We start from the raw sequence: 13592 nt of genomic DNA on the forward strand, positions 1-13592 counted from the left end.
GTTATTGCCGCTTAAATTTTAAGCATTCCAAGAAATTAAAACAAATCTTCAAAAGACTCTTCTTTGCGGGATTGTGGCTTAATAACCATTTTCTCGGTACCTTCAACTGCTTTAGCGATATGAGGTTCAAAATCAACAAAGCTTTCAAAATGGCGGACTTTGTCACGTTTCGGCTTTGTCTTTGGTGATGCTGGAACAAATACGGTGCAGCAGTCTTCAAATGGCCTGATGGAAATATCATGTGTGTCAATTCTCTGGGCAATCTCGATGATTTCAGATTTATCCATTGTAATTAGGGGGCGAAGAATAGGCGTGTTTGTCACGTCATTAATGGCATACATGCTCTCAAGTGTCTGGCTGGCTACTTGGCCAAGGCTTTCCCCGGTAATAATAGCAAGCCCATCATTCTTTCTGCGAATTTCGTCCGTAATCCGCAGCATTAGACGCCTTGTTGCTGTCATCGTATAGTTTTGGGGAACCTGCTGCTGGATCAGCTGCTGAATTTCTGTAAACGGAACAATATGAAGTGTAACTGCACCTGTAATAGCTGCCAATTTTTCTGTGAGATCAATAACTTTCTGCTTTGCACGCTCACTTGTAAAAGGCGGGCTGAAAAAATGCACAGCTTCCACTTCAAGCCCCCGTTTCATGGATAAATACCCCGCAACCGGACTATCAATTCCTCCAGAAAGCATCAGCATCGCTTTTCCGCCTGATCCAGCCGGAAGGCCGCCTGCGCCTTGAATTGTTTCACATGATAAATAGGCTGCTTCTTCCCGAATTTCAATCTGGACATTTATGTCAGGCTTTTTTACGTTAACCTTCAAACCAGGTACATTCTTAAGCAAATGTCCGCCAAATTCATGATTAAGCTCATCAGTGCTTAAAGGAAAGCTTTTATCTGCCCTCTTGGTTGTAATTTTAAATGTTTTTCCTTCTTTGTAATTTTGCAGAAATAAAGACAGCGCAGCAGCCTTCATTTCGTCCATATCTTTATTGGTCTTAACAGCAGGGCTGAAAGATTGAATTCCAAAAACACCCTTGAGCCTTTCCGTAACCTCTCTGCTATCTGCCCCATTCAAGATGACATACATGCGGTCCCTGGATGCCTCAATTTTGATTTCAGAAAAGTCATAGAGCACATTTAAGATGCTTTTCTTCAGTTTATCTACAAACTTATTGCGGTTCCTTCCCTTGGTTGAGATTTCCCCATATCGTATAAGTACGCGATCATAATTTATCATTATTTCATTACCTCTCTTAGCTGTTTAACAGTCCCGTTCACTGCAGTCATGAAAGCCGCGGCTTCTTCTAGTGTATTTTCATACGTTAAGCTGACCCTAATCGCACTTTTTGCCTCTTTTTCAGGTATACCCATTGCAATTAGAGTGCTGCTTGCAGCCGCTTTCTTCGATGAACAGGCACTTGTTGTAGAAACATAAATATCCTTCTCTTCAAGAGCGTGGACAAAAACCTCTGCTTTAAACCCCTTAATAGAGAAATTTAGAATATGTGGAGCAGAATGTTTTTCAGGTGTATGGACAATAATATCCTCCAATTTCCCGAGCTCTTCCATAAGATATTTTTTTATTGCAAAAAGCCGTTTAAGGTATTTCTCCTTCTGAATCATCGTAAGCCTTAACGCCTTTGCCATTGCAACAATCCCTGCGACATTCTCCGTCCCGCTTCTCTGTCTCCATTCCTGATTGCCGCCGGAAAATAAAGGTGATAAACGGACACCATCACGAATGAAGAGGGCCCCATTCCCTTTTAAGCCATGAAATTTATGGGCTGATATCGTGCACATATCTACATGGGCATCATGGAGATCAAGAGGAACTTTGCCGATCCCCTGAACGTTGTCCACATGGAACAAGATTTTCGAATGATTTTTCAGCATATCCCCTATTTCTTTAATAGGCTGGATAGAACCTATTTCGTTATTAACATGCATAACTGAAACTAAAATGGTTTCAGGGGTTATTGCCTTCTCGATATCCCTTGCACTAATGATTCCTCTGCTATCTGGCGGGATCATTGTAATGCTGAATCCCAATTCCTGCAGCTGCTCCATGGTTTCCCGAACTGAAGCATGTTCTATTCTTGTCGTTATTATATGGCGCCCTCTGTTTCGATGCATTATAGCCGTACCCTTTATTGCCAAATTGTTGCTCTCCGTCCCTCCGGAGGTAAAATAGATCTCGCTATGCTTCACATTCATTAATTGGGCCAGCTGTTCCCTGGCCTGCATCAATAGTCTTTCTGCCTGTCCACCAAGGCCATGAAGCGAAGAGGGATTTCCGTAGTAATCCGAAGAAACTTTTATAAATGAGTCAAGCACTTCTTTATATGGTTTTGTAGTTGCACTATTATCAAAATAAATCATGGTCTTCTCCTTTCATTCCGAAAACCCTTTTGCCAACTGTAAATCTTACCATAACCTGCTTGGAATGAAAACGTTAATGACTTTAATCGCATAATGAATTGATAATAAGAGGTGGCACTTTATTAAATTATTCAAGTTTGGTCTTTTTTAGTAAATGAATGAACTTTTTTCTATGTGGAAGGCTTATAATTGTTATATTTAAACTAAACCCGATTTCATGTAAACGCTATCACAAAATACTAAATATTAAGACTTCTTTTTTCTTCGACAATTTTTTCACTACCTATGCTAATATGAGAAATGTTCTAAACATTAAGAAATGGAACTATCTTCAGGAGGATATATATGGAAAATAAAACACTAACATCGAAGCAGATTCTGGCGGTTGGGCTTATGTTATTTGCTCTTTTCTTTGGAGCAGGAAACATGATCTTCCCTCCTTTTCTTGGACAGGAAGCTGGAGTAAACGTATGGACGGCTATTTTTGGCTTTTTAATTACAGGTGTTGGATTACCGCTCTTGGGAATAATTGCAATTGCAAAAAATGGTGACTTGCAGACCATTGCAAGCCGGGTTCATCCGGTCTATGGAATCATTTTTACGATCGTTATGTATTTGGCTATAGGACCCTTTTTTGGAATTCCACGTACTGGGACGGTAGCTTATGAGATAGGGGTTATTCCGTTCTTGCCTGAAACCGCTTCCAAAGGTGGGGTGCCTTTGCTGCTGTATACGGTAATCTTTTTTGGCATTACCGCATGGCTTTCACTGAATCCTTCCAAATTAGTGGACAGAATTGGAAAGGTTTTCACTCCTGTACTGCTTATCATTCTTGCAGTTCTTGTGATAAAAAGCCTAATCACACCGCTTGGCGATCTTAAAGCTCCCGAGGGAGCATATGCGGACGGCCCATTTTTCAAAGGGTTTATTGAAGGATATTTGACAATGGATACGATTGCAGCCCTTGTATTTGGAATCGTTGTGATTGGTTCGATTAAAGGGATGGGCATCACAAACAAACAGTCTCTTATGAAAATATGCACTACAGCTGGATTGATTGCTGCATCAGGCCTTGCAGTCGTTTATCTATCCCTTGCATATATAGGTGCATCCAGCCTGGAGGCATTAGGAAAAATGGATAACGGAGGCGCTATACTTTCTGGTTCTGCACAATATTTGTATGGTTCTGCCGGAGCAGCTATACTTGCGCTGGCCATTACAGTTGCCTGCCTGACAACTTCGGTTGGCCTTGTATCAGCTACTGCACAGTATTTCTCTAAGCTTATCCCAAGCGTTTCTTATAAAATTATTGTCGCGATCCTCTCTCTGTTCAGCATGGTTGTGGCAAATATCGGATTAACACAGTTAATACAAATTTCATTGCCCATTTTAATAATGATTTATCCTTTGGCAATCGTGCTAATTCTGTTATCCTTCATGCATAATGCATTTAATGGATACTCTTTAGTATATATAGGCGCTTTAATTCCAACAGGCGTAATCAGCTTTATTGACGGATTAAATACAGCAGGCATGGACGTTTCTGCCATTGTGGACTCTCTTCAGTTCCTTCCTTTCTTTGCACAGGGAATAGGATGGCTAGTTCCTGCTATAGCTGGAGCCATAATTGGATATTTCCTTGCACTGGCATTTGGTGAATCCAAGAAACCGATTCCTGTACATGAATAAATGATGGCAGCTTAGATTAACAAAAAACCGGATCCAAATTGGATCCGGTTTTTATTGCTCCTTCATAATCTCTTCAATTTTCTTTATGGCCCCTGGCTCAACCTCTTCTATGGAAGCAGCAGCCTGCTCCAGTGCCGTTTTATAATCATAGCTTCTAAATGAAGACTCTGCTTCTTTCAGGCCCTTGTCTATGGATGGATATTTGCTTCTATAGCGATTTCCATATTGAATTACTTTTTCAGCAAGAAGAATGGTTTCAATCATGTCATTTGTTGAATCCGCAGCCTTTTCCACAGTAAGGACTGCCACTTCGAGATGCTGCTGGACAGCCGGTATATTTAATGGCCGCTCATCAAGCTTTGCTGCCACATTATCGATGCTTTCTTTTGCATCCTGAATTAAATACTTATAATCCTGGGACACGCCAGGTACATTGTTTTTAGAAATAAGCCTCATCGTTTCAGCAACTTTTTTGCTTAATTCTTTTACCTTTTCCCTCGCTGACAGTTCATCTTTTCTTAATGCCTGGAGCTTTTCAGCAAATACAGCTTGTTCATCTGAAATTTCTTCCAGCTGCTCCTTGACTTCAGCAAGCTCTTCCTTCAAAACTGTATGTGGGGCGCTATGGCTAGTAATTTTATGCTCTAGCACCTCAAACTTTTTAAAGAGCTGGGTTATCTTTTTTTCTAATTGCACTTGAACCTCAAGATCCATATCTGGAACATGGTAGCTTTGACGGATATCCTGCAACTCTGCCTTCAGCAGTTTATTGATATCCTTATTATTATAAAGCATCGTTCTGGTTGCTTCATCCTGCTGGCTTAAATAGTGCCTCGCATGGACTTCTTTTTCTAATAAATCGTATAGAAGTTCAATTTTGTCTTTAATTTCCTCTACGCCTTTTTGAATTTCAGAGGTTTCTGCTTTTTCCAGAGAATCTGAGTACTCAGTTACTTCCTGTTCAAGCCTCTCAATTTCTTTTTCCATTTGCAAATGCTCCAGGATATAGCCCTGATCAAGCATTTCTCTGTAGCCATCTTTTAATTCCTCAAGCTGGGAGGGAATTTTTGATTGGCATTCTACCATTAAGCTGGGGATGGCTTCCATTTTGCTTTGGGCATCTTCAAGCAGCGTCTTTATCTTAAGCAATGTTTCACGGGCTTCGAGATAATTGCCTTTTTCTGTTTTCTCGTCAAATTCTTCAAACTTTTCCATAGCCTCATCAAGCTGCTTTTCAAGAAGGAATTCTGCTTTTCCGAAAGTATGGCGATGAGCAAGCAAAGATTTCTTGCATTGTCGATACATTTCCTTAAGCTCTTCAATTTCCGCCTTGTTTTTTTCTTCACTCCCGACAAGTTCATTTAATTCTCCGAGAAGATTTTTAATGTTCTCTTCAATTTCATTTAAACGCTGTTCAATTTTCTGCTGAACTTCCTGGGCTTTCTTAAAGCGATATTTATCGATATTCTCCTCTGCATCAAATAGATACTCTTCTACATCAGGAAGCTGGACTGTAACAATTTCGTCCCACTCATTTCTCCAGCGTTCAAAAAGCTCCTCAGTCTGGCCTGTCATATTTAACTTTTTAACCCTTGACATTTCCTCCAGAACAGGGCGATCTGTTATATCCATCTTCCAAGTTTCAAGCCTGTCAATCTCTTTATAATGTTTTTTCTTCAAAAAATATCCCGTCAGATAAAGGCAAATAAGGATGACTATGCCTCCAATTATGTACTCCATGTTAAAGCCCCCTGTTCTGTTCCCGAGCCGATATGTATATGTATAGGTCTTAATTAAAAATTGGAAACTGTCCAGCTTCAGCGCATGCCCCTCGAGGACACAAAGGCGCTTCGGCATTTCGAGTGTTATTTTCAATGTTTTTATGATACCATGTAAACGACATTTTTTGACTATTTATTTCAATTTTTTATGAATTTATTATGCTGGTAATGTGATATAAACTATTTAGGAAAACCTTTTTTCCGTAAACCAAGTAAGACCATTTAAAAGTTTCCTTCTCATTTTATTGAACAATACGAGTTACATAATTACAAACAATTCGCTTTATATTGCCTATTTCCTTCCTAAATATAAAAGAAAGGTGAAATTCCTTATGCGAAAAGACGGCCACATCCATACATACTATTGTCCGCATGGGACAAAAGACCCTTTGGAAGATTATGTCGAAAGAGCTTTGGAACTTGGTTTCCAGGAAATTTCTTTTACGGAGCATGCCCCCTTGCCGAAAGGTTTTGTTGACCCTGCCCCAGCTTCTGACAGCGCCATGAGGCAGGAAGATCTTGAACAGTACTTTGAGGATATTTCCAGGGTTAAAGCGGCCTATAAAGGAGAAATCAAAATCAATGCGGGGCTTGAGGTGGATTATATTGAAGGATTCGAACATGAAATCAGCAGCTTTTTGAATCATGCAGGAAACTATTTGGATGATTCGATTCTTTCCGTCCACTTCTTAAAATATGATAGCCAGTACGAATGCCTGGACTATAGCCCGGATGTTTTTGGAAAAATGATTAAGCAGTACGGCTCTCTCGTGAAGGTCTATGAAAATTACTTTCGCACCCTCCTTTTATCAGTACGTTCCGACCTGGGGCCATTCAAACCGAGGAGAATCGGCCATATTACCCTGGTTAAAAAATTCCAAAAAAAATATCCCGTGGAGCGTAAATTCAGGGACGAAATACTTCAAATTTTAGATGCCATACAAATGCATGGTTATGAGCTTGACTATAATGGGGCAGGTTTCTCCAAGCCCCTTTGCAAAGAACCTTACCCGCCTGATTGGGCAGCTGAAGAAGCCGTCAAAAGGGGCATTCCGCTTATCTATGGCTCAGATGCACATCAGGTGAGGGAAATGGGGCAGGGCCGCAGTGTTATGAAATACCTGCAGTGGTAGATTGCTGTCATAGTACTGCGGCATATGCCTTTCTTGCATGATGATTGCACAGGACACCTTCAATCCAATTAAAAATTTCCTTCGTGTATTTTTCAGCGAAGTATTTTTCATGGGGAAACACATGCAGTACCTCTGCCATATAATGCGTATTCAAAAATGGCATGGACAATAATCCCTTTAGCTGGATAATCATATAATTTCCGGAATGGGAGCGAAACTCTTTCGTTTTTATGCCCCGCTCCAAAACTTTGCTGAAATAAAATTTCTCCTTTGCCAAATAGGTGGACATAATTTCCCGGACAACTTGTGAATCTATGGAAACCTCGCGGAGAATGAGCCTTGTCAAATGGCTGTTGTCGAATTGGTAAGTCATAATATTCTCCGCTATTTTCTTCAGGCTGATCGCTGCTCCCTGGTCCAGCAATGAATATCCCCTTTCAATTTCCTGAATATATCCTTCAAAAAAAGCAGTGAAGCAGTATTCAAGCAAACCATGCTTGTTATCAAAATAATAGGCGATATTTGCCGGATTAGTATTTGCTTTTCCGGCGATATCACGAATTGAAGTCCCGGAAAAACCTTTTGTATTAAATAAGGATATAGCAGCCAGAACAATTGCCTCTTTAGAATTTTTCCTCACTTTTCCCGCCTCGCTTTCTTTCTTTAAAATTACCCATAATACGCGGATTTGTTGTTATATTAAAACATTCTTGCTAAAATCGTCTTATCCTTTTAAAAGTTCTCGACAATGTCTTCTGTATTTCCTGTGTTTCTGCCAGGAAATTTATATATTTATAAGAGAGTCAGGTGAATAGTGATGTTTAATGTCGAATTATACCGAGGAACCCGTGAAGAAAACTATAAATTGGTCCTCAAGCAGCTTGCTGCATTGCTGGAGGGGGAAAAGAACCGCATTGCCAACCTTAGCAATGCATCTGCACTGCTCAATCAATTCCTGGACCGTACAAATTGGGTTGGATTTTATTTAATGGAAGAAGGAGAGCTCGTGCTTGGGCCTTTCCAGGGATTGCCGGCCTGTGTTAGAATTCCGCTTGGAAAAGGGGTATGTGGAACTGCTGCCAGGCAAATGAAAACAGTTCGAGTTGAAGATGTTCATCAATTTCCCGGACATATTGCCTGTGATGCGGCTTCACAGTCTGAAATCGTTGTTCCGCTTATTAAAGACGGAAACCTATTAGGTGTTTTGGATATCGATTCACCTGAAAAAAACCGTTTCGATGAGCTCGATCAGGAATACTTGGAAGAGTTTTCAAGAGTACTGGTATCTTACCTATAAGAAAAGCGCAAGCGCCTTGTTCACCCCCGACAAGCACAAGCCTCAAGGGGGTAGGCGCTGGAGCTAGACAGTTATCGAAGTTCAAAGTTATACTTTCTTGTCCTATAACCAAAAAGGAGATGCTCCCATTTACTGGGCATCTCCTTTTTTGGTCTGTTTCAAATCTTATCTAGCGCCTGGGCCAAGTCATCGCGGATATCTTCCCATGATTCAAGTCCGACAGAAAGCCTTAATAGTGTATCTTCAATTCCCATCTGTTCACGTGACTCCTTGGGTACAACTGCATGAGTCATGGTTGCCGGGTGCTGGATCAGCGTTTCAGCATCTCCAAGGCTCACGGCAATTTTAATCAGCTTCAGCTCGTTCATAAATGCCTGAGCTGTTTCTTTATCCCCCTTTAAAGTGAAAGATATCATTCCGCCTGCTTTCCTCATTTGTTTCTTGGCAATCTCGTATTCCGGATTTTTGCTGTCTCCCGGATAATAAATTTTTTCAACTTTTGGATTCTGTAATAAGTATTCAGCAAGCTTTTCTGCATTCTCACAGTGGCGGTCAAGCCTTACAGCAAGTGTTTTTAATCCTCGGAGAAGGAGCCAGGCATCAAACGGAGAAATGATGCCCCCAATATCTTTCTGGGTAGTCATTGATACTTTATCCAAGAAATCTTTTGGTCCCACCACAATTCCTGCCACTACATCCCCATGTCCGCCTATATATTTTGTTGCACTGTGAATAACAATGCTGCAGCCCATTTCAATAGGATTTTGCAGATAAGGGGAGCAGAACGTATTATCAACGACTACAGGTATTCCTTTTTCTCTCCCTGCTTCTGCGACCATCTTTAAGTCCACCAGCTTCATTGTCGGGTTAATTGGCGTTTCCACATAAATGCAGGCTGTCTCAGGCTTTATTTGCTTTAGCAGCTGTTCTTTTGTCTCCATAGCTGAAAAATCGTGGCTGACTTTATACTTTTCATCCATCATCTCCAACAGCCCAAACGTACATCCATACACACCCTGAGAGCATAATATATGATCACCTGTTTTGGTTAATGCAAAAAGCACAGCAGATACAGCAGCCATCCCGGACCCAAATGCTAGGGCAGATTCTCCCTTTTCTAGGGCTGCCATTCGATCCTCGAGCATCTTAACAGTTGGATTGCCAAGTCGTGAATATATATATCCTTCCTCTTCACCTGAAAAACGCTTTTCCCCTTGCTGTGAAGTTCCAAATGTAAAAGTGGATGTCTGGAAAATAGGCGGAGCAAGGCTTCCATCAAATTTCTCCGATTCATATCCTTCATGAATAACCTGCGTCTCAATTTTCAATGGTTTTTTCCCGTTCATTCTAACTCTCCCTTTCGATGTAACCGCTTCCATTTTTCCGTAAAGAATCTCTTTATCAGCATATGATAATTGCCTATTTTTTGAAAGTATTTTGTTTAAAAAAAAATGGCTCTTTTCAATCCGAATGCATTTTTGCGGAGTCAAGTGCCCTCCGCTACAATCAACTCAGATGGTAAAACTTAACTAGTATTGAAAAGCCAGAAACTTTACGAAAACAGCCCAAAAAACTATCTTAGCTTGGTCTGTAAAAAAGAACTGCCTGTCAAAAAGGCAGCTCTTAAATAAGTGAATTTTCATCTGATTTAATAACAACCTTATTTTTTCCCGATTGCTTTGCCGTATATAACGCTCTATCTGCTCTTTTGAATAAATCCGGATAAGAATCCTTTCGTCCTCTGCTCCAATAGGAAACTCCACAGGAAATAGTTACTTGAGGGTTTGAATTTTCAAACACCTTACTGACAAGCCTCTGGGCAATGACTGTTCCTGCTTCCAGTGACACGCCCGGGAGATAGACAGCCAGTTCCTCGCCGCCCCACCTTGCACCAATATCAGTTCCGCGTAAATCCCCATTAATTATATTAGCAACCTGAATAATCACATTATCGCCTACCTGATGCCCGTATGTATCATTTATCGCTTTAAAATCATCAATATCAATCAGTATAAATGTGCCTTCATGGTCTTCATTCATGGATTGATGTATCCGATCGTCCAGATAACTGCGGGAGTAGAGCTTTGTTAAATGATCGGTTACAACCATTTTCTCCAGCTCTTCCCTAAGCATAGAATTAGTAAAAGCCAAGGTTGAATGGTGAATAAGTGATTGTAATAGTTTGAATGTTTCAAAAGAGAAATGGTAGGGAGACCGATGCATAACCAATGCAAACCCCTTCAAAGCTCCGGACTGGATCATTGGCACAGCCATAATGGATTTAAAATGAGAAATCGGCCCTTGGTTTTGCAGACTGAAATCTCCAATAAACAAGGATTCACGTTCATTAGTAATTTTTTCGTGTATATAGCGAATATAGGGAGAGGCCTCCTTAGTATGGAAGAAATCCGTACTCCCCTCAATTATGCTAGTGTGAATGCCATCAGGAGATAATAAAATAAAACCGGCTTCCTCCGCATCAAAAGAATGAATAATTTGCTCTGACATAAACATTATCATTTCTGTCAGGCGCAAATTTGAATTCAGGCGGTGGGATGTCTCGTTAATTAATTGTAAATCTGCTATCAGCCGCTTTGATTGCTGATACAGCTGTGCATTTTCCAGTGCACTTCCCGCTGTGTTGGCAAGCAGGGTGATAAATTCAACTTCATTTTTAGGGAACATTAAAGTATTAGGAGCAATCACCTGCAGAACTCCATAAACCCCCTGTTTCCCTTTTAATGGAGCATATAGGACAGAGCGTTTTTCCTGGACTGAATCCTCGAATTGAACCGCACCCGTTACATAAGCCTGCATAGCTGCAATATTTTCACTGTCATACTCCAGGTCCCTGATCGGCAAATCTCCGTGGTTTTTATTGTCCTGGGATAATAGAAGATAATATGTAAAAGTAGGATACACTTCCTGCAAGGTATAAATAATTTCACCGAGCACCATGTCCATATCCATTGAGGAGTGAAATTTCTCAGTAACCCGGTATAGCTGTTTATAGCGGTTTTCTTCAGAAATAATCCTGGCAAGCCTGTGTGCTTTATCCAAAAATTTCCCGCATTCTTCGCTAAGCTCCTGTAAAATATTTAGCGGCAGAGAATTGAAAGAGTCAAATCCCCCTTTAAGGAATATGCAGCCAAGCAATTGTTCATCCTTCATCAGCGGAAGCATCCGTTTTTCCCTCTGCATTTCTCCCAAAGTATTCCGAATTTCCCTGTTTTCCCTTTCCCATGCTTTTAGCTCGATACAGGAAATATCTTTAGGCAAATCATTTGGCTGAAAGCTGGGGTTTGTTGAATCTTCTATAAAAAACTCCTGTTTCCACTCATTGCAGCCATATAATATTACTTCCTCCGCACCGGTCAGAGTTTTTATAGCCAAAAGCATCTCATTCAGCAGTTTTTCATAATGAAAGAGCCTATTCTCAGTGTCGATGATATCAAAAAAGCGGCTTTTCAATTTAAAAATGATTTGGCGTTCGAGCGAGTCCATCTCCATCATCACCTATCAACTGTTTCACACCAGGATTTTAAAATCAATAAGACTATTATAGCGAACCAAACAAATGTTTCTAGACAAACTTGTGGCTATTTCGTTTCAATTTAATCAATTTTCAAATTTCTTCTTAGTATGAAACAGCAACAAGTGGCATTATCAGATAAAGAGCAGATATCCCGAGGCCTTGTAATGCTTAATCTTGATAGTTATTTTTTTTCATGCGAAGGGTTTGTCCACTTGCAGAATCTTCTATGTTTTATTCAAATTAACCCATTATATTTATTCCAATTTTTTCATTATTATATCATATCTTTCCAATGTACTCTTTAACTGTTTAATAATTTTACGCAAAAAATAGCTTATCCCCCATTTTTCCTTTATAATTGCAGAGATCAAGCAGTATAATTTAGCGGAAATAAATTAGCATAAACACCTTGACTTTTATCCTTAGAAAATTATATAATACTCTTTGTGTAAAATATTGCAGCCTATGTGAGCACCTTGATGTACTCATTTTGTTCCTCAACCAGGGCTTTGAAGTTAGTTTGTCAGGCTTAAAAATCTGGGGATGGGGTACTGTGTAACCCTCTGCTGCTAGGGCGAAGGTACATGAAAACAAAATGGACATGATTGTTGTGCACATCTGTTACTGTTTTTATTTTACCAAAATAAAAACACAAAAGGAGGAGTCTTAAATGGCTCGTTATACTGGTCCAAGCTGGAAATTATCCCGTCGTCTTGGAATCTCTCTAAGCGGTACTGGTAAAGAATTAGAAAAGCGTCCTTACGCTCCTGGACAACATGGTCCAAACCAACGCAGAAAATTATCTGAATACGGATTGCAATTGCAGGAAAAGCAAAAGCTTCGTCATATGTACGGAGTAAATGAGCGCCAATTCCGTAACTTATTTGATAAAGCCGGCAAAATGCCTGGTAAGCACGGTGAAAACTTCATGATTCTTTTAGAATCACGTCTTGACAACGTTGTATACCGTCTAGGTCTTGCACGTACTCGCCGTCAGGCTCGCCAACTTGTTAACCATGGCCACATCATGGTTGATGGAGCTCGTGTTGATATTCCATCATACCGCGTTGCACCTGGTCAAACAATTACACTTCGCGAAAAATCTCGCAACCTTGACATCGTTAAAGAAGCAATTGAAGTGAACAACTTCGTACCTGACTTCGTATCTTTCGATGCAGACAAGCTAGAAGGAACTTTCACTCGTATGCCTGAGCGTTCTGAACTTCCAGCTGAAATCAACGAATCTCTAATCGTTGAATTCTACTCTCGTTAATATTTTCTTGAAAACTGCCGATACATCGGCAGTTTTTTTGTTTTGTTAAGGGAATCGATGAAGCTGATTTTCAAATGTTGAATTTCAGAATAGGATTCCTAAGCGGACTTTTATATTGTTGGAAACATTATCGGTATCCGCGGAATAACTGCCATTTTTGATCTCCGGGACATTTTTTCATCGTTAATCAGCCGGGTTAACTACCTTTTTGATCTCCAGGACATTTTTTCGTCGTTAATCAGCCGGGTTAACTACCTTTTTGATCTCCAGGACATTTTTTCGTCGTTAATCAGCCGGGTTAACTACCTTTTTGATCTACGGGGCATTTTTTCGTCGTTAATCAGCCGGGTTAACTACCTTTTTGATCTGCGGGGCATTTTTTCGTCATTAATCAAGCGGGTTCAGAAACCGGATTATTCCCTGCAAAGCTGCGAATAAGCACAAAAGCCCTCCTTTAACCGGAGGGCTTTATATTAATACTTAATTAAGAAATATTTC

General features: G+C 40.3%; 10 protein-coding genes. 4 read left to right on the forward strand and 6 right to left on the reverse strand.

Annotated features, from left to right (window positions below):
- Nucleotides 1-35 precede the first annotated feature (35 nt).
- The gene (gene thiI / locus L634_RS0117090; RefSeq protein ID WP_026583494.1) at nt 36-1241 is read right to left on the reverse strand and encodes a tRNA uracil 4-sulfurtransferase ThiI; all 1206 of its coding nucleotides are present in this window, start codon (nt 1239-1241) and stop codon (nt 36-38) included.
- 2 nt (nt 1242-1243) lie between these two features.
- Nucleotides 1244-2386: a cysteine desulfurase family protein gene (locus L634_RS0117095; protein WP_026583495.1), complete on the reverse strand. Its 1143-nt coding sequence runs from the start codon at nt 2384-2386 to the stop codon at nt 1244-1246.
- Between the two features lie 345 nt (nt 2387-2731).
- Here L634_RS0117095 and brnQ point away from each other — a divergent pair, with 345 nt between their 5' ends.
- A complete protein-coding gene (gene brnQ, locus L634_RS0117100) occupies nt 2732-4075 on the forward strand; it encodes a branched-chain amino acid transport system II carrier protein (RefSeq protein WP_026583496.1) in 1344 nt (447 codons plus the stop codon).
- A gap of 51 nt (nt 4076-4126) precedes the next feature.
- Here brnQ and ezrA read toward each other — a convergent pair whose 3' ends face one another.
- Entirely contained in the window at nt 4127-5815 is a 1689-nt protein-coding gene (gene ezrA, locus L634_RS0117105) for a septation ring formation regulator EzrA (protein WP_026583497.1), read from the reverse strand.
- A 373-nt stretch (nt 5816-6188) separates the two neighbouring features.
- Between ezrA and hisJ the strand changes: the two genes are divergently transcribed.
- Nucleotides 6189-6989 (forward strand): histidinol-phosphatase HisJ, encoded by an 801-nt coding sequence (hisJ, locus tag L634_RS0117110; RefSeq protein ID WP_026583498.1) that lies wholly within the window; start codon nt 6189-6191, stop codon nt 6987-6989.
- 7 nt (nt 6990-6996) lie between these two features.
- On the opposite strand, the gene refZ is transcribed toward hisJ, so the two are convergent.
- The gene (gene refZ, locus L634_RS0117115) at nt 6997-7629 is read right to left on the reverse strand and encodes a forespore capture DNA-binding protein RefZ (protein WP_026583499.1); all 633 of its coding nucleotides are present in this window, start codon (nt 7627-7629) and stop codon (nt 6997-6999) included.
- 177 nt (nt 7630-7806) lie between these two features.
- Here refZ and L634_RS0117120 point away from each other — a divergent pair, with 177 nt between their 5' ends.
- Nucleotides 7807-8286 carry a GAF domain-containing protein gene (locus L634_RS0117120; protein ID WP_026583500.1) on the forward strand — a complete coding sequence of 160 codons (480 nt, stop codon included), beginning with the start codon at nt 7807-7809 and terminating at the stop codon, nt 8284-8286.
- Between the two features lie 158 nt (nt 8287-8444).
- Here L634_RS0117120 and megL read toward each other — a convergent pair whose 3' ends face one another.
- Nucleotides 8445-9632, reverse strand: a complete 1188-nt coding sequence (gene megL / locus L634_RS0117125) for a methionine gamma-lyase (RefSeq protein WP_026583501.1) — start codon at nt 9630-9632, stop codon at nt 8445-8447.
- A 277-nt stretch (nt 9633-9909) separates the two neighbouring features.
- The gene (locus L634_RS0117130) at nt 9910-11790 is read right to left on the reverse strand and encodes a sensor domain-containing diguanylate cyclase (RefSeq protein ID WP_026583502.1); all 1881 of its coding nucleotides are present in this window, start codon (nt 11788-11790) and stop codon (nt 9910-9912) included.
- 701 nt (nt 11791-12491) lie between these two features.
- Here L634_RS0117130 and rpsD point away from each other — a divergent pair.
- Nucleotides 12492-13094 carry a 30S ribosomal protein S4 gene (rpsD, locus tag L634_RS0117135; protein ID WP_026583503.1) on the forward strand — a complete coding sequence of 201 codons (603 nt, stop codon included), beginning with the start codon at nt 12492-12494 and terminating at the stop codon, nt 13092-13094.
- The last annotated feature ends 498 nt before the right edge of the window (nt 13095-13592 follow it).

It is taken from the genome of Bacillus sp. J33 (assembly GCF_000518885.1).
Lineage (GTDB): Bacteria > Bacillota > Bacilli > Bacillales > Cytobacillaceae > Cytobacillus.

Coding starts and splice junctions, on each gene's coding strand:
- L634_RS0117130 (WP_026583502.1), bottom strand. CDS start 11,790: ATGGACTCGCTCGAACGCCAAATCATTTTTAAATTGAAAAGCCGCTTT.
- brnQ (WP_026583496.1), top strand. CDS start 2,732: ATGGAAAATAAAACACTAACATCGAAGCAGATTCTGGCGGTTGGGCTT.
- megL (WP_026583501.1), bottom strand. CDS start 9,632: ATGAACGGGAAAAAACCATTGAAAATTGAGACGCAGGTTATTCATGAA.
- hisJ (WP_026583498.1), top strand. CDS start 6,189: ATGCGAAAAGACGGCCACATCCATACATACTATTGTCCGCATGGGACA.
- L634_RS0117095 (WP_026583495.1), bottom strand. CDS start 2,386: ATGATTTATTTTGATAATAGTGCAACTACAAAACCATATAAAGAAGTG.
- L634_RS0117120 (WP_026583500.1), top strand. CDS start 7,807: ATGTTTAATGTCGAATTATACCGAGGAACCCGTGAAGAAAACTATAAA.
- ezrA (WP_026583497.1), bottom strand. CDS start 5,815: ATGGAGTACATAATTGGAGGCATAGTCATCCTTATTTGCCTTTATCTG.
- rpsD (WP_026583503.1), top strand. CDS start 12,492: ATGGCTCGTTATACTGGTCCAAGCTGGAAATTATCCCGTCGTCTTGGA.